General features: G+C 52.1%; 12 protein-coding genes and 1 pseudogene. 12 read left to right on the top strand and 1 reads right to left on the bottom strand.

Annotation, left to right across the window (positions count from 1 at the left end):
• The first annotated feature begins 48 nt into the window (after positions 1 to 48).
• From GMET_RS15380 to GMET_RS15335, 12 genes and pseudogenes are all read left to right on the top strand, one after another.
• On the top strand, positions 49 to 975 hold the full coding sequence (locus GMET_RS15380) for a YifB family Mg chelatase-like AAA ATPase (RefSeq protein WP_004513628.1): 927 nt from the start codon (positions 49 to 51) through the stop codon (positions 973 to 975).
• 1 nt (position 976) lies between these two features.
• Entirely contained in the window at positions 977 to 2671 is a 1695-nt protein-coding gene (locus tag GMET_RS15375) for a hypothetical protein (protein ID WP_238378948.1), read from the top strand.
• Between the two features lies 1 nt (position 2672).
• A pseudogene (locus GMET_RS18650) lies at positions 2673 to 2951 on the top strand (IS5/IS1182 family transposase); the annotation flags it as partial.
• A 114-nt stretch (positions 2952 to 3065) separates the two neighbouring features.
• Positions 3066 to 3425: a nitrous oxide reductase accessory protein NosL gene (locus GMET_RS15370; RefSeq protein ID WP_081431805.1), complete on the top strand. Its 360-nt coding sequence runs from the start codon at positions 3066 to 3068 to the stop codon at positions 3423 to 3425.
• Positions 3426 to 3737: 312 nt separating this feature from the next.
• Positions 3738 to 3950: a hypothetical protein gene (locus GMET_RS15365; RefSeq protein ID WP_138983417.1), complete on the top strand. Its 213-nt coding sequence runs from the start codon at positions 3738 to 3740 to the stop codon at positions 3948 to 3950.
• 264 nt (positions 3951 to 4214) lie between these two features.
• Entirely contained in the window at positions 4215 to 5639 is a 1425-nt protein-coding gene (locus GMET_RS15360) for a Wadjet anti-phage system protein JetA family protein (RefSeq protein ID WP_004513624.1), read from the top strand.
• Between the two features lie 24 nt (positions 5640 to 5663).
• Positions 5664 to 6263: a DUF4194 domain-containing protein gene (locus GMET_RS15355; RefSeq protein WP_238378947.1), complete on the top strand. Its 600-nt coding sequence runs from the start codon at positions 5664 to 5666 to the stop codon at positions 6261 to 6263.
• Complete coding sequence (locus GMET_RS15350; RefSeq protein ID WP_004513622.1) at positions 6260 to 9682, top strand: SbcC/MukB-like Walker B domain-containing protein; 3423 nt, start codon at positions 6260 to 6262, stop codon at positions 9680 to 9682. The genes GMET_RS15355 and GMET_RS15350 overlap by 4 nt, the downstream gene beginning before the upstream one ends.
• Positions 9669 to 10874, top strand: a complete 1206-nt coding sequence (locus GMET_RS15345) for a Wadjet anti-phage system protein JetD domain-containing protein (RefSeq protein ID WP_004513621.1) — start codon at positions 9669 to 9671, stop codon at positions 10872 to 10874. The genes GMET_RS15350 and GMET_RS15345 overlap by 14 nt, the downstream gene beginning before the upstream one ends.
• An 11-nt stretch (positions 10875 to 10885) precedes the next feature.
• A complete protein-coding gene (locus tag GMET_RS18480; RefSeq protein WP_004513620.1) occupies positions 10886 to 12103 on the top strand; it encodes a DUF6361 family protein in 1218 nt (405 codons plus the stop codon).
• Positions 12100 to 13875 carry a phospholipase D family protein gene (locus tag GMET_RS15340; RefSeq protein WP_004513619.1) on the top strand — a complete coding sequence of 592 codons (1776 nt, stop codon included), beginning with the start codon at positions 12100 to 12102 and terminating at the stop codon, positions 13873 to 13875. Before GMET_RS18480 ends, GMET_RS15340 begins: the two co-directional genes overlap by 4 nt.
• A 4-nt stretch (positions 13876 to 13879) precedes the next feature.
• A complete protein-coding gene (locus GMET_RS15335; RefSeq protein WP_004513618.1) occupies positions 13880 to 16861 on the top strand; it encodes a C-terminal helicase domain-containing protein in 2982 nt (993 codons plus the stop codon).
• 5 nt (positions 16862 to 16866) lie between these two features.
• Here the strand turns inward: GMET_RS15335 and GMET_RS15330 are convergent, their stop codons facing one another.
• Complete coding sequence (locus GMET_RS15330) at positions 16867 to 17160, bottom strand: integration host factor subunit alpha (RefSeq protein WP_004513617.1); 294 nt, start codon at positions 17158 to 17160, stop codon at positions 16867 to 16869.
• Positions 17161 to 17187 lie beyond the last annotated feature (27 nt).

Here is a 17187-nt window from a genome sequence, read left to right as displayed (position 1 = left end):
TCAGGTTCTTCTCACGGCCACTACCCTGTCTCCGGTCCACGGCCCCTGATGTTAGCCAAGGCCCTCTCCAGCGCTCTCCTCGGGATCGACGCAGTCATCGTCGACGTGGAGGTGGATATCGCCCAGGGACTTCCCCAGTTCGCCACCGTGGGGCTTCCTGACGGCGCCGTCAAGGAGAGCAAGGACCGGGTCAAATCAGCCCTCAAGAACTCCGGTTACGATTTTCCCCCCCGCAAGATCACCGTCAACCTGGCCCCCGCCGACCTGAAGAAGGAGGGGGCCTCCTTTGACCTCCCCATCTCCATCGGCATCCTGGCCGCCATCGGCGTCGTCAAGGGAGAGCGGCTCAAGGAGTACCTCCTCCTCGGCGAGCTCTCCCTGGACGGGAGCGTCAAACCGGTCCGCGGCTGTCTCCCCGTGGCCGTGGCCGCCCGGAATGCGGGGCTGCGCGGCATCGTGGTTCCCCTGGAAAACGCCCGCGAGGGAGCGGTGGTGGAGGGTATCGAGGTCGTCGGCGTATCGGAACTGGCCGAAGTAGTGGATTTTCTCAACGGCGACCGGTCCATCGACCCGTCCCGGGTGGACGTGGAGGAGTTCTTCGCACGGAGCGCCGACGCGGGCGACGACTTCTCCGAGGTGAAGGGGCAGGAACATGCCAAGCGGGCACTGGAGGTGGCGGCCGCCGGGTCTCACAATATCATTATGATTGGTCCGCCGGGATCCGGCAAGACCATGCTCTCCCGGCGGATTCCGACCATCCTTCCCCGCATGTCCTTCGAGGAGGCCATCGAAACGACCAAGGTTTACAGCGTCATGGGGCTCCTTGACCGGGACAATGCGCTCGTGGCGCAGCGCCCGTTCAGGTCACCCCATCACACTATCTCGGATGTGGGATTGATCGGCGGAGGGAACTGTCATTTTCAGAAGTTAACGCTACATTTCAATAGTTATTGCTACAACTCCGGTGCGGGGTAACGTGCCGGCTGACCTCGACAAAATATACATCCTGCCAAAGATGAGGTCCGAGGATCCCAGAAATCGCTTTCAACTCGTCTGGATCCTCAACCTAAACGTAAGTTCATCCCGTTGCCTCATCAGGCTACTGTTTAAAAACGTCAAGACCGGTTATTATCTCGCCGACACCATCCCTCCTGAGCTCCTTTCGTATTGCACTGTAGGCTCCTATTTCGCCAAGGGCAGGAAACTGATCAAAGAACCAGCGCTAGGTACCGTCCGTAAATTTACTGTCAACTCCTCCGAGCATAATAAAATCGTACGGATCCAGGACGCGTTAACTGACTTAGAATACGATCTTTCGTTGACCAGCACGCGCTATCAGAGCGATTTTACCAAAAATAACTCGGCCATCTGCAAGAACCAGCAGTGTCTGGTATTTCACTGTGACGATATGAAGATCGTCATTCCTTGCGCAGTTCTCGCAGGCGTCTACTATTTCAAATCCACCTCCTTGCGTGAGGCGGTCTTTTCTCAAAACCTAAAGCGCCTCCACGAAGACTATTCATTGGATGATAGTACCCTACACGCCAAGATCACCATGAAACCTGGCGCTGCGGATTCTGACGCAAAGAGCATAGTCCGATTTCTGGCTAATGGATTCGCGGGTAGTCGCATGAGAATGGTTCGGAATAGCGTTAACGCCGATAGTGGTCAATTTCAACGCCTCAAGGTGGATTTTCCAGTCAACCAGGAAATAACAATCAAGGCGAGAGGGCATCTTGCCACCAATCCTGAAGGTGGCAAGACTTTTGTTGTGTTCCAGGTATTGGAAGAAGACAGCCTCTTTCCTTTCGACAGCATCACTATTGATCGACGAACGTATGAAATTGATGATCCTGATGGGGATACGGAAACTTTCCCGGCTTTGACAGCAAAGTCAGGGAAGAACCTTGCACCCAGCAATCCTTCCAGCCGTTACATCCGAAGGATCCTCCAGAACCATGTGAGCATCGCCAACTGTAATGCACGTGCCATAAGGGAGAACAAGGACTACATTCCTACACCACGCAAGGATGAGGGAAAGGTTCCCAAGTTAATGCCTGGCGATAAGGATGTTGAGCTGAGTACCCAGCAAGACTATCCCATGGACGATATTGCCATTGCGAAGGCGAAGGTGGAGCGAGACGATGGTGATGCTGCCGAGCCCGATGACTACTCAATGCCTTTGGACGATTTTGTGCGGTTGGTCAGAGGGCTGAAAGGGTATAGGCTGGTCAATGAGGACAGCAGCATTGCAGCGGTGACTCGTATTTCATTGTCAAGGCAGCCTGTCTGGCAAAGACAGAGAGGTTCTCGTAAGCCGTCTTTACGGGAGACATATGGTAATACAGCTGAGAAGCGACGGGAATGTGCTTATGTCTGGTTCAGGTATCGAGAAAAATACGTTTGCTTGGTAGAGATTGATCAGTCGGGCTTACCATCGGGATGTTCTACGTACGTTTTGATTTCATCTACTGTGGTCACTAGGGACCTGGCCGACGAAGTTGTACGAGATTACGTGGAAAGGGAGCTATTCGACGAGACCCAAAAAAGCTTGAGGCGTAAAGGCATCGTCTTGGAAAGAAAGAATCATCCACATAAGGATAGCGTTGAACACCTGTCGGCTTGGCGCAACAGGTTGATCGAGATCATCGCAGTTTGCGCATTCGGTTGAAAAGGGGACACCGGCAATACTCAGCACCATTGAGATCTATCTAGCCAACAAGAAAAAGAGGAGTGTGAAGGCTAGCGCCTAGAAATGGCGTCGAAGGCGCAGCAGTATCGAGCCGATCATCGGCAAAGTAAAGCAAGACCACCGGATTGGCCGCAACTACCTCAAGGGCGAAGAAGGCGACAAAATCAACGCCACCTTGGCCAGGTGCGGCGTCAACATCAAGAATCTTCTCATGGCTATCCTATTGAAGCTATTCCAAGAGCGGTTCAGGGGCAGATGAGTTAGTAGGTGAAAATCATGGACAAATTTATGCTGGGCATCATGCTTTGCCTTGTTTTTGTAGATTCCCCAGCCTTCGCACTAGAGAGGGTGAGAGGCCCCGGCGTCTTGCCTGATGTGCGGGATGAACCGGACAAGTTTTGCCCATAGCCGAATGCTAATCGTTTATACTGATGGGACTACCGTTGGGACCTGCAGTTTGCATTGTGCTGCGATGGCGATGGACGAGAGAACTGGTAAGCAGGCCATATCGATCAAGGTGGCTGATTTCAATTCGGGGAAGCTGTTAGAAGCAAAATCGGCGGCATGGATTGTTGGCAGTAACCAGAAGGGGCTTATGTCTAATGTGGAGCAGTTGGCCTTTGTCAGTAAGCAGAATGCCAAGGCTTTCGCGAAGAGAAATGGCGGTATGTCTGTCACGTTCGAACAGGCTCTAAAGCTAGCGAGAATGGGAACGGTCACTAATAAGCATTAATCATCTGGACATTCGCCCATTGCAACTCTGATCCACGAGTTGCTTATTGTTGTTGCGGTCCCTGAAGTATGGCTGCTCGCTAATTAGGCGCTCAGTATCGAAAACATGCGAAGACAATTATGCTATGGAAGGAAATGGAAAAAAATCCGTGATGAGGGCAGAGATTGAGGAACTGAAAGAACTTCTTGACCCAGCCAAGAGCAAGAGAACGTGAACGCCAAGACATCGCCAGTAGTTGCCACCATGCTTCTTCTTCTCGCTGCTGGATGCTCTGACAATGATTCGCATAAGCGTGGTGTAGGGGAATTTGATGTGTCGACTTCATCCCGCAACCCGGCGGTGAAGGACATGACGCTGCTGCATGGTGACAGCCGCCTCCAGACGGACAGTCTTCCCGGCCGGATCAAACGCCTCAAGCGCGAGATCGCACGAGGGGAGAGCATTTATACTCGTGAAGAGTTGGGAATCCTTGAGCGGAAGCTGGCGGATAGCGAGGAACAGTTCCGCGTCATCCAACACCCTTGACCAACCCCCTTAGACATACTTGACAGAGCTTCCTGATTTTCGATTGGTAGTCTTATGAGAAGTGTCATCTCAGGCCCGGGTTGTGATCTGGTAGCCTTAGGTGGCTAAGTTGCATGTCACAAAATAGGAAGTTCCAGTAAATAGAGTTTGAGACGTATCCTGTCGCACTTGTGTGAGAAAATGCATTGATCATGGCCGGCAACTGCAATCAACTTTGCACTTGGATGGATTGGACTGAAAACAGCTACACTGCTGGAGCGCCTCATGCTTTTCAACAAGCTGCCCGACGAAATCTTCAAGCCTCTCGCGGGCGCAAACAGATATTTCTTTGAGGAAATCCTTCTCTTCCTTTTCAGGTATTTCTCGGATGAGGATATAACCAACGAGGCGGTTTTTCCACGACGCGGTCATGTCGTCCGTGAGATAGAAGAACTGCTGGAACGCAAAGGCCGCCTGCTGCAAATCGTCGATGAGGAAGGGGACGCGGAGGAGGATATCAGCAATGCGCCAGGGCCGGCCGCCAGGTACATCTACAAGCGCCTCGTCGTGACAGGCTGGCTCGAAGAGGAAGAAGACGGCTATCACGTCAACGTCATCATGCCACCTCACGCCAGTCTTCTCTTGGAGGCCCTTGAAGGTGTCGCCCATGCAGAAAAGAAGAACTACGGCAGCACCATCGCCTCTATCCATCTACAACTCCAGGCGATTGCCAATCACCCTGAAGACAATGCCCGCGCATTCATTGAGGTTGTTAGAGCGGCGCGTGACTTCACCCGTCACTTGCAAAATATCTTCTCCGGCCTCCGCGGCTTTCAGGACATCATCACCCGTCAGCACAACCCTAAACTTGCCCTGTCCACTTTTTTCGATGATTTTGTCGAGAATCTGCTGATCTCCGATTACAAGTCCCTCCAGGCGGAAAACAACCCCTTTCGTCATCGCGCCAATGTCCTGAACCTCCTGATTCAGATCGAACATATAGACTCAATCATGACGGCGCTGATCAAGGTCTACCAGGAAGACAAGAACCTGGCGCCAGACGCAGCGCGGGAAAAGGTGATAAGCGATCTTCATTTTATCGCCAGGGTGTTCCGCTCAGTTGATCGGCGACTCGATGCCATCGATTTGTACCGCATGCGCCTGGAATCACGGGTGGCGGAAATGGTCCGTTACATGGATCGCAACGTTCCCGATCTAACCAACCGAGGAATCAAGCTGCTGGAAGAGCTCGGCAGGAGATCGCTGGAGCAGCCCGATGGAGAGCTCCCCGCTTTACCCCAACCTCCTCGCTGGATATCTCATGCGCTGTTGAGTCATCGCAGCATCCGCAAACCACAGAGACGCCGACAACCTCAATTCATCGAGCTGGCCAGGGAGCAGGAACTCAGTACAGAAGTCAAAGAGCGCCTGCGGCTTATCCAGGATTACCTGCAGCGGCGTGTCATGTCACCTGCCAAAGTGGTTGCGTTCATCGACCGGCAGATGGGGGAGCGCGCCACGTTCGCGGCTAAGGATTTCAAGATCGAATCGGTCGATGAGTTGGTGGCATTTGCCTTTGTCCCTTTTCTCAACCAGATGAAGGGCAAACCGGTCCCGAACATGCCTCTGTTCAACATTCGCCGCACAGGGGATCGGCTTGATACACCACTGTTGGAATGCAGCGATTTTATCGTCGAAAGGAAGGGGTAGGGGATGCTTCACGAGCTCCGTCGCATGCTTGATAAGGATGAAAACCTGGCCGCAGAGGATTTACGTCGCGCAGCATCAATTGCCCTGGATCGTCAGTTCCTTTTCGGAGACAAGAGCAGGGACCAGCGTTCTTTTCACCAGATCCTCGACGCCGAGGATTATTACCGAAACCTGTTCGATGCCCTGAATCTCGAATTGATATGCGACCGGACGGCAGGGTATGTTGGCGTGGTCCCCCGGGAATCTCATCTGACCGTTGGCCTGGACACTGAACACTCTCTGTTCCTCCTCGTCCTGCGGGTCATCTACGAGAGAGCCGCCCAGGAGTGCAGAGTGGGAGAGTTTTCGCAGGTCTTTACCGACAGCGAGGTCATGCTGGACACCTTTGTTGCGCACACCGGCAGAAAGCGGCCAGGCTTGGTGAGGCTGCGCGAAATTCTTAGAACCTTCTCCCGCCAAGGGCTTTTAGAGATCGACGAAGACGAGGACAAGGCGATCCGCTTCCGCATTCGCCCATCGATCCGTGACATAGTAACGCACGGTTTCTTGCAGGCTTTGGAAGAATACACCAAAGGAGGAGAAGGCGAGGAAAACGGAACCGATGAAGCAGGGGGGGGACAATGAAGACATTGATTAAAGCCGTTCTCATTCAATGGTTCCGCCTTGAAGCCGTAGAAATCCCAATCGTTGGCAATACAGCCTTCATTGGCGATAATGGCGCTGGCAAATCGGCCTTGCTTGACGCCATCCAGACTGTGCTGACCGGGGCAAACAAGCGGCTCCTGGTCCTAAATCGGGGGAGCAATGAACAATCCTCCCGCAAACTCTGGGAATACGTCCTTGGGGTCATGTCGGACCCGAAAAAACCGGAACTTGCCACGAAGATCAAGCCGCGAGACAAAGCGAATTGCTATCTGGCCCTGAACTTCCATGATGTCGAGACCGGGGAAACCACCTGTGTCGGGCTTGGCATTTATGCTTGCATGGCAGACATGGCAGAAAAGGTGGAAGGGTATTTCATTTGCCCCGGCCTGGTTGGGCACAAGGACCTGTTCCTGGAACAGGGCAAAGGCGACAGCACGATTGTCCTGCCCTGGGCGCGCGTCAAGGAGCGCTTGGCGAAAAGGTGCCACGCCACCCGGTTTCACCACGAGCCGGGAAAATTCACCCAGGATCTCTACGGCTGCCTGAGTGAACACCCAGGTTCACCCAACAATGACAAGACCGTTCTCAAGGCTCTCCAAGCAGCGTTCCGCCTGGAGAAGATCTCCGATCCTACCGAGTTCATCCGCCGCTACATGCTCGATCGTGATGACCTGCAGATCAAGGAGCTGCAGAGCGCCTTGAAAAATTATCGTGACATGGCGGAGAAGACCGAATCGGTTAGTCGGCGGGTCGCTGATTTGACTCGCCTCGAAGTTTGCTGCGAGAAGGTGGAAAATGCTCGCGCCCAACATGTGATGGCCGAGTATGTCTCGTTGAATGCCCGTATCGAGCAGATTGAGGGAAGCGCCGACCCCTTGCGGGGCGCGTTGGCCGATCTTGAAGAGGCCCGCGAGCATATGGGTAAGGACAAGACGGTTCTTGAGGACCAGCAGGCAAAGGTTCAAGAGGAACTCGGTGAGAAACGTGGGGAGTTGAAGCTCTGTGATGTCCAAGTCCAGCGGGATCGCCTGCAATTAGAAAGTGATCAGGCAAGGCAGCGCGAAGGAGATGTGAAGGCGAGGATTACCGAGATCCGCAGGCTGCTGCAGCGCTTTGAAAAACTTAAGGATGTGCCGGTCAATGATTCTCTGGCCGTGGCCATTTCCGATATAGTCAAACTGATGCCGGGTGACGACATGATAAGCACCGCGGTCTGGCCGTCAAATCCTTCCGAGGTTGACATCTGTCTTGAATTGCTGCTGGTGGCAGTTGAGCGCTCTTTACCGGAACTGAGCAGCCGCTATGATGATTTCTGTGCGGATCATAAGGACTTGGAGAAGCGGCTGAAAAATCTCGTTGAAGCACTCAAGCAGCTACAACACGGTAAAGCCCCGCTTCAACCAAACACTCGGAATCTGATTCAGTTTTTCAAGAAACATGGCATTGAATCCAAGCCATTGTGCGATCTGGTGGATGTTGCCGACGAGACGTGGCGCGGCACCATTGAAAGCATTCTCGGCAATATCCGCGAGGCCCTGGTAGTGCTTCCTGAGCAGGCCCGCAAGGCAGTTCACCTCTATCGCCATGAGGGGAGGCAAGAGTTTCCCGGCTGTCATATCATCAATACAACCCAGACCGACCGCTGGAAGGCCTCCAAACAGCAGGGCACTCTAGCCGATTGCCTCAACACCGATGATGTGCATGCGAGGGCGTTTATCAATCGCCGTCTCGGGAATATCGTCTGCGTCGATACCGAGAAGGACCTGCTTCACCACGACCGGGCCGCAACTGCCGATGGGATGTTGAGTTCCGGTGGTACAGTATCAGAGCTGAAGAACGTACAGCCAATCTTGGGGAGAGGTTCCCGAGAAGGGTTGCGGGTTGCTTATCAACGTGATTTGAACGAGCTGTCGACAAAACAGGCGGGGGTAGTAGGAGAAAAGGAGAATCTCGGCAGTCTGAAAGTTCTGCTGGAAGATTGCAAGCGGCAGTTCTCGGGCGATGCCGTTATTTCATTGTCCGCTCTCGTAGAGCAGCGCACAGCTTCTGAGAAAGCCATCCAGGAGATGCAGGAAAAACTTGCAGCCTTGGCTTCTGATGCCCGGGAGCAGAAACTCAGAGATGAAATCAAGAAGCTTGAGGACAAGGCAGAAGGAATAAAGAAAAGTCTCAAGGATCTGGATGAAAAGCGCCTTCAAGCTGAAAAAGAGTACGCACAAAACGATGACAAATTGAAGGCTCTTGACGCTCAGATGGACGCTCTGCAAGTTGTCTTGGAAGAGAAGCGTGGGAATCCGCTGCTTGATCCTGCGAAGGCAGCCGATACCCTTGACCGGTGGCGCGAGCAGAACGCCGGGGATTTTGCGGCGATCTGTGAAAGGGCTGAAAAGGAGATAGGTTCAGCGTTAAAAACAATCGAAGAAAACAATACTCGAATGATCAAGGAGTACACGGAGTATTATCTCCGCTTCGCTCTGGAAGAGGGCGAAGAATCCCGACCAGAGCATTTCGAAGAGTACGCCGTCACTATCCGACGGAAGAAAAAACACCTGGTCGAAACCACTCTGGCCGAATACCGCGAAAAATCGGCCAGAGCACTCCAGGAAGCTGAGGACACCTTCCGCTCCAAGTTTGTAGGCCGCCTGATAGGCAAGGTCGAGGCCGTAAGAGGGTCGATCACCCAGCTTAACAAGACGCTGGAGAAGCATCCTTTCCATGGCGAAATCTACAAGTTTCGTTCCAGCTCCAACCCAGAATTTAAGCATATCATTGATTTTGCCAAGGCCTGCAATAGCCCGGCGTCACGTGAAGTGGGCGGACTGTTTGATCCTGTTGCAGATTCCAATAGCCCGCACCGCAAGGCATTGGAAGATATTACCACCGCTTTGCAGGATCCCAAGGCCGCGGAGAGGCTGCAGGACTACCGGAACTTTCTGGTGTTTGATGTGGAGATGTGTGATACGGAGGGGACCCCAACATCCGACCTCGAACATCGTATCCAGAAGGGTTCCGGTGGCGAAAACCAGACCCCGTTCTATGTTGCTATCGGCGCATCACTGGCAGCGGCCTACCGTCTCAAGGAAGAATACGGTAAACATCACGGTGGCATGAGCTTGGCAGTTTTCGATGAGGCATTCTCGAAGCTCAGTGTCGCAACCTGCCACAGCTGCATCGAGTTTCTGAAGAACATCCAGCTTCAGCTTATTGTCGCTGCGCCCGACGAAAAATTCGCCACAATGGCCGAGGTGATGGACACTATTGTCTGGGTAACGCGAGACGGCGGCACGGTGGAGACGGAGGTGATTTCCATCAAACCTGCCATGCGGGCAATGCTGAGAACCGACAACCCTTACCGGAAGGCTTCGGGAACGGCGGAGTTCCTTCATGAACCAGTCTAGCCGTCAACTCCTTAGGAAACTCCTCGATGCCTGGCAGGCTAATCCCGACCGTTCCCGATTGGTTCGACTGCCAATCACTCAAGCCAGGGCCCCACAATATTTTGAAGCGTCTCTTCCTGAAGCTAAGGAGGCCATTCACGCAGGGCTCCTTGAAGCAGCCTCGGCAGGGACAGTGGCGCTCGAATGGGGGAGAGGGTATGAAAGCCACATTCTGAAACGAATCACCCTGACAGATGGTCCTGGCTTAGCCAATTATCTGGGGATGCCGCTGGCTGCCAAGCAGGCAGATGATGCCCGCTCCATACTGGAAACGGCGCTCAGCGGGCGAGAAACTTGGATAAATGAATGGGTTGAGGACCTTCTCGGCAAGTGGAGCCGAAACCAGTCGGCCGCTGGCATGTCTCCGGGGGATACCGCGTCAGCCCGACTGATGGTCCGGGCATTGGAGGCGGTTGTCGCCGGCCGTCACCTCAATCTCGATCTGCGGACGTTCAGTACTCGCGAGTTCGGGGACTCCAAGGCTATGGAGGGTATGCTGGCACGATTTACGTCAGTCTGGAAAAAATACCATCCGACAGAGCTGACGGGCGAAGAGCTGTTAGAAACGCTTGGGCTGGTCAGATTTCCTCCTCCATTATTGCTTAGCGGGCCGGTTGTTTTGAAGCTTTCTGACCGTCACCTCGACTGCGAAGGCATTCGGCCTTTCGTGGGATTGCCACCTCAAGCTATTCGGGGAGTTTCGGCCGATAAGTTGCCAGAGTACGTTCTGACTGTAGAAAATCTTGCAAGCTTCAATCGTTATGCCGCCGAGATTCGAGATAACGGGCTTGTTCTTTATACAGCCGGCTTCCCCTCCCCAGGTCTTGCTGACTTTCTTCGGATGCTTGATGTCTCACTACCATCTGGAATGCCTTTTTTCCATTGGGGGGATATTGACGAGGGCGGACTGAAAATATTTGTCTACGTACAAGGGTTATTACGTCGGACCTTGCAACCTCATTTAATGACTGTTGATCTCCTTGCCTCGTGCGGTCTGCCAAAACCCAGCCTGCGGGTGGACGAAGTCAAACGGACGGCTGAGAAATATCCGGCTATCGCTTTATTGGCGGCTGCTATCATTTCGACAGACCCGCCAAAGACACTAGAACAGGAAAATGTTAATCCTTTCACGCCGGCTGTAGAAACCCAATGATATAGGAGGGCATGTTGGAGCCAGCATTAGGTTGGACGGTGCTATCTCGAGATGCTTTGAGGCGGGCCGAGGCGAAACTGCGTAACGATGAGCAGGGGGTACGAGACGAAGTCGGGTTCCTCGCACTTCACCAGGGATATGCGAACCGTTTTTTCCCTGGGACTTCAGTTCTCCAAACACGTCTAAGATACATCCTCTTTGTTCCATGGCTTTACGAAGAAGCACGGAATAGAAACCTGAGCGAAACACCGGAACGTGCCATTTCCCGTATGGAGATCAGCCTCGCAGGACGTTTAAAGAGAACCGGTCAAGATGGGGTTATCGGGGGGAGGTCTTACCCCGGTCCGACTTCTCAGCCTGCTTCTATGGTTTACTGGACAGCGCTGGGGACATGGGGGATTCTTCGCCCGACAATGTCGGGCACTATTCCTGGAAGGGCGGTTGTTAATCGAATGTTGGTGAAGCGCACTATGGTTCCTCAACTTGTAGATGACGATGGCGAACCTACCGAAGAAGGATTGGAGTTATTTTCAAGCATTCCAAGACCACCAAAAGAGTGGACGGATAAGAGCGCTTCTCTCACGTTTGATATACAGCCTGACGAGGCTGCGTTTCTACGGCGACATTTGAGTGCTGTTACCAGGCCCGGAACCCCAGACAAAACGTCATTGCTATCATCACTGGTTGAGCGAGCCCTGCCGGTGGAAGAAATTCAATCCCCTTGGGATCGTACGGTCATGGCTATTGCTGATACTGATGATCGTGCAGCGCTAAGACGAGCTGGACGAGCTTCCGCACTCGCTGCCATTGGCCGTGCGATCTATTCGGCACTTGTAGAAGAATTACGAGAACGTGATGGAAATGAAACGCCAAGTCACCACCGGAAACAAATTCTCAAGACTATCCCTCAGTACATAACTCCTGCGAAAAATCTTGATATTAGCTCCGTTGAGCAAGATATCCCGGGTATTCCACCACAATTCACCACACTTCTTCGCGAGACCCAATTGTGGCTGAATAAGGGAGGGCACAATTATTTGGATCTTCTGGAGGTTTATCAAAAGGCTGAAATACGTCGTAAGGGCACTAGGTCAAGATTACCTTCAACGCCTGCGGCCAAGAAACGTAGAGCGGAGTGGGGAATTGAAGACAATACTCTCGCCGAACCGCTTTCATACCGTTGGTACAACGTCCGAAGGATTCTGTCGGATTTAAGAAGTGCATCATGACCAGGCAAAATTGGGACAGCTTGCCATACCTAGATGCAATCAGACCTGATCCCGGCTGGAGAGTGGAGTATGCAGTAGTTGCTACCTACTCTGCCGATCTTGTTGCTGTAGTTGCCGCACTTCTGGCATTTGCTGGCCTGGATGATGATCGTGGTTCAGGCACAAAGATGGATCTTGCTGATGCTTGCGAAATGCTGAGACGACGTGTCCGATTTGTTGTGCAGAGAGGAAGGGTTTCCCTTCCACGAAAGACCTCCCGAATTATTGGCATTTGTGATCAATTCATTCGCGAGGTTCCTGCTGATGAAAGAAAAAGATCGTGGCATCCGAAAACAACAGTCGTCAGTTATCGGAATGATGCCGATGGTCGACTGGTATGGCGGCTTTGGTTGGGAAGCCGGAATCTGACTCAAGATATTTCGTGGGATACGGGAATTCTCCTTACTGGAACCCCTGGCCAGCGGGGAACCATAGTTCCTGGCATACCTCCACTTGTCAAGAAGCTCGCCGAATTCGCAGAACTCCCTGAAATAATACGCTTAAAGGTCGCTGGTGTACAATGGGACGCGCCGGCAGGGACTTCTGTTAAAGATGTCAAGTTGTTTTGCCCCGGTGAACTTCGCGATATCCCATCCGAACCGAAAGGTGTATCCGAGCTCTTATTGGTGAGTCCTTTTTTGGATGCTAACACGGTACGAAAGTTCGGAAGCTGGGGGGCAGACGAAAAAACTCATCGAACAATACTCTCAACGGGTACTGCACTGGCGAAACTTCTAGCTCAAGCGAAGAAACCACTCTCTTCATATGCCGAAATGTTGTACCTGGATGAGGCCCTTACCGATGAACCGCATCCTGAGTTTGACGAGGCTATGGAATCAGATGAAGATGTTTCCCGTGGACTGCATGCGAAAATATTGTCCGTTAAGCATTCTTTGGGGCGCACTTTGTGGGTTGGGAGCGCAAATGCGACTACAAGAGGTTGGAGTGAGAATTACGAGGTATTAGCTGAACTCACCGTGGACGAGACCGTTTATAAAGGTTTACGCACTTTTGCAGATTCATCTCAAGAGTTTGATTCGTCCATGCCCCCGGTCATCGATCCAGACGATCCTACCGAGAAAGATTTGGCGGACGCTCGAAATGAGGTTGCTGCAATCTGGGATGTTCAGCGGCAAATTCATGCGGATAGAAATGAACTTGTCGCAAAGGTCCCGCCTCATCCACATAAGCCAGCGATCGAACTGGAAGTTGGCATTCTCGGAGAGGCATTACATACATGGCCAAGGGGGGCTTCATCGCTTATTCTTCCCCTGGTCCCGAGACCGCGTGATAGTGAATTCATTCATATACGCCTGTCATTGAATGAAAAATCCCAGGAATGGTGCCAGCGAGTTCCTGTTAATCCTCCACTTGGTGAAGAACGGGATCGGCTTGCCTTTGCTTCATACCTTGGGCCAAGAATGTTTCTTCAGTGGCTGAGAAGTCTTCTCCTCGATAATGCTGGGAGTGATGGCGGTGGTGACTGGACTTCGGATAAAACTGGTTCAACTGATTCCGGAGTTTCATTCCAAATGGAGTTAATTGCGCCATCTCTTGAAGATATTCTTCGAGCGTGGACCAGAAACCGAAAAACGCTTGCCGATATAAACCTACGCGTTACCTCCTTTCTGAAGGCTTTTGAACAACATGAAACCGATGCTACCCCAGAGGAGCTGGCGGAAATTGAGAAATTTCAGGAATTATGGAAGATGATTACACAGGGGCTGGTTTGATATCATGAGCGACCCGAAACCTTTTCAGGAAGCAACTGTTGCTCGAATTCTGAAAGCCTTTCATGATCCAAACGGATCACGCCGGTTTCTGGTTGCCGATGAAGTTGGCCTTGGGAAAACTGTTGTTGCTCAGGCACTTGTTAAAAAGATGATGGAGGGAAAAACTCGGCCGCTGGTTGTATTTTATGTCTGCAGTAACCTTACTGTAGCTCGTCAGAATCGCAACAAATTGCTGGAAGTAATTCCGCATGATCGAAGAGATTCGGCCACCAGTCGTACGGATCGTCTGACCCTCATGGCGACATCGGTCAAGCCTTCGGACAGACAACTTGCTATTTACACTCTCACCCCGGATACATCAATTCCTCTCAGAAGTGGCAAACGAAAAAGTGCTGGTCGATGTGAAGAACGGGCGTTGATTTTTGCGCTTATAGAGTCAGCGTGGCCAGAGCTTCTTGAATTGGTTGATGAAAAGGTGTTTCGGCGCTCAGCTTCAAGATCCTGGGGCGCTGCGGTCTATACGCAACGTAGTAAAGTTACGGACACACTGCTGAAGTCCTTTATCCGATCTGTTCGCGAGGAGTTCGACATTGGAAAAGGCCAGTCCGTCGTTCAGAACCTGGAAATTCAATCGAAAAAGGCACTCGATTTTGTAGCACACCTCCGAAATGCTCTAGCGGCATGTGCAATAAGGACATTAACACCCGACCTGGTAATTTTTGACGAGTTCCAACGCTTTCGGGATCTTCTGGCGCCGGATCTCGACAATGCAGAAAAACGGGTTATCAATGTCCTGAGAGGTGATGACCCTTCTTGTCGGCCTGGTTTGCTGCTGTTGTCTGCAACTCCCTACAGGATGTATTCCCGTCGTTGGGAAGAGTCGGAAGGCAGCGCTCACCATACGGAATTTCTCAGCCTTCTGAAATTTCTGTGGGGAAATGTTGATGATTGCGGAGTTCGTCTGGGCAGGTGCCAGAAATCTTTTGGGGTGTTGGAAAAAGAAATTCGAAAGGGTACGCCTACCTCATCTGAAGCAGCTGTCGCAAAAATAGAAATTGAGTCACTTCTTTCGTGTATTGTCGCTCGGACAGAGAGGGGGGCGCATCCAGATGGTTGGGATGATTTCCGAACAGAACACCTTCCCTCGTCAGTGATCAGCGCAGACATCAAGACGTTTAAACATCTTGCCGACTGTTTCCAACTGCGTCACCATCCGTGGGCGGTTCCTTATTGGTCCTCAATTCCAATCCCGATGCAGACTATGTCAATCCGTTACGTTGCGCGTCGCCATGCCAAATGCATACCTCGACGCGGCATTTCCTGGTTCCGCAAATCATCTCGCGATAAACTCAAGCCATTTGATCCCCCTCATCCAAAAATGCGCGCGTTACGTCAACGACTTTCTCCGGAATCCCTCTCTTTGCCATGGGTATCGCCATCATTCCCATGGTGGCCCCTCCGAGGAAAATGGAAAGGAAAGACGACTGGCAAGGCGTTGGTGTTCAGTCGTTTCCGGGCCGTTCCACAGGCAGTTGCTGCTTTACTTAGTTATGACGTGGAAGTAGCTTCTGCGCGTGGGACTAACGTTGTTTATGAAAGCGTTTCCAAAAGGCGCCTTCTTCAACCGTCTCCGAAGCGGCCCCAACTGCTTGGCCTCTTTCATCCCTCCATCTTTCTTTCTCAAATCGATCCTCTGGTGACATTGAGTGCCCCAGACAGATTGAAGAAAAATGTTCGTGACCAAATCAAAAAGGCACTGAAGGATCTCGGAATTTCTGTCGAATCAAGCGGAAAAGCGCGACGAACGTGGATACTTCTTGCGCGCCTGGATGCTGAATATACAAAACCTGCGCGATTCATCGGAGCGGCCTGGCGTGCAGCGCTGACGGCAGGCCGTGACATTCTCGGGGCCGGTTCTTCTGCCGCAGTAAAGAAGTGGGAGGATGAAGCAGGGAAACCTGTTGGTCATGTCACCCCGAAAGAGTTGGAAGACCTTGTAGATTACGCTCTTTCATCGCCCGGGGTTGTTCTGGCGCGTGCCTTGAAGAGACACTGGCCGGATGCGGTAACTGCATCAGGGTTTGCCGAAACACTCGATCTGTCATGGAACGGCTTCAGGTCATACCTCGATCACCCCGTATTTGCTGCAGCACTTGAAGCGAGAGATGATACCTATCCGGACGCAATACGTAAGGCGGTGAAAGATGGCAATCTTGAAGCCGTTCTCGACGAACATTTCTGGATATTGCGGAAGACGCGAGGTGCCGAGGGATCAGATCTTTTAAAGGCGCTTCGGACTGCTCTCAGGCTGCGAACAGGATCTTTCAGGTTAACTGCTCCTGCTGCAAGCGGAGAAACGTCATTTAATTTGCGCTGCCACGCTGCTCTGCCGTTTATTGATATGAAGGAGGGTGCCCTCCAAGAGGGTGGTGAAGCTCAGTTGCGGACTGAGGATCTTCAAAAGGCTTTTAATTCGCCATTCTGGCCTCACGTCTTAGTAACAACGTCCGTAGGTCAGGAAGGTCTGGATTTCCACCTTTGGTGCGACACTGTGGTTCATTGGGATCTTCCGAGGAACCCTGTTGACTTGGAACAGCGGGAGGGTCGTATTCAAAGGTTTGGTGGACTATGTATTCGGCAGGCGATTGCATCTAAAGTAGATATCTACGGGAAGACTAATTCTGGGAGTCCGTGGGAAACGCTTGAGCGTCTTGCGCACGATACTCTCAGCGATAAATCAGGAATGTCACCCTGGTGGGTTTGCAATGGTGCTCAATCAAGAAGATGGATCTTCAGTGTTCCTCTTAGCGAGGAACACCAGCGATTAGAATGGTTGAAGCAGCAGCGTCTTCTTTATAGGATGGTACTCGGTCAACCGAATCAAGAAGACCTTGTTGAAATTCTTTCACGGAAGGTTGGGACTGATATTATGAAGGCACGGGAAGCAATGATAAACCTTTCCCCGTTCTTTGTTCAACGAGACTAATGCTATCAGTCACTTGACATCAAGCTGGAATTTATCCGATTTTTCAAGATCACGCTTGGTTTGAACGTCAGAACCTTCCGAGATGAAATGGTAATTGTCTCCCCGGTCTGCGGGTTCCTTCCGGCTCTATCCGTCTTCTGCCGAACGACAAAATTTCCAAAACCGCTGATCTTCACAAGTCCTTCGGTCGCAATGGCATCCTTGAGCGATTCCATGACGAGTTCCACCAATTCAACGGCTTCCTTCTTCTGGCAAGAGATCCTTTCCTGAATTTTGTCGGCTAAATCGGCTTTCGTCATCTCCCGGACCTCTCCATGAATTGGTAG

Source organism: Geobacter metallireducens GS-15, assembly GCF_000012925.1.
GTDB classification, from domain to species: Bacteria; Desulfobacterota; Desulfuromonadia; order Geobacterales; family Geobacteraceae; genus Geobacter; species Geobacter metallireducens.
This window is presented reverse-complemented; position numbering and strand designations above follow the sequence as displayed.

Coding starts and splice junctions, on each gene's coding strand:
- GMET_RS15345 (WP_004513621.1), top strand. CDS start 9,669: ATGAACCAGTCTAGCCGTCAACTCCTTAGGAAACTCCTCGATGCCTGG.
- GMET_RS15355 (WP_238378947.1), top strand. CDS start 5,664: ATGCTTGATAAGGATGAAAACCTGGCCGCAGAGGATTTACGTCGCGCA.
- GMET_RS15330 (WP_004513617.1), bottom strand. CDS start 17,160: ATGACGAAAGCCGATTTAGCCGACAAAATTCAGGAAAGGATCTCTTGC.
- GMET_RS15350 (WP_004513622.1), top strand. CDS start 6,260: ATGAAGACATTGATTAAAGCCGTTCTCATTCAATGGTTCCGCCTTGAA.
- GMET_RS15335 (WP_004513618.1), top strand. CDS start 13,880: ATGAGCGACCCGAAACCTTTTCAGGAAGCAACTGTTGCTCGAATTCTG.
- GMET_RS15360 (WP_004513624.1), top strand. CDS start 4,215: ATGCTTTTCAACAAGCTGCCCGACGAAATCTTCAAGCCTCTCGCGGGC.
- GMET_RS15370 (WP_081431805.1), top strand. CDS start 3,066: ATGTGCGGGATGAACCGGACAAGTTTTGCCCATAGCCGAATGCTAATC.
- GMET_RS15380 (WP_004513628.1), top strand. CDS start 49: ATGTTAGCCAAGGCCCTCTCCAGCGCTCTCCTCGGGATCGACGCAGTC.
- GMET_RS18480 (WP_004513620.1), top strand. CDS start 10,886: ATGTTGGAGCCAGCATTAGGTTGGACGGTGCTATCTCGAGATGCTTTG.
- GMET_RS15340 (WP_004513619.1), top strand. CDS start 12,100: ATGACCAGGCAAAATTGGGACAGCTTGCCATACCTAGATGCAATCAGA.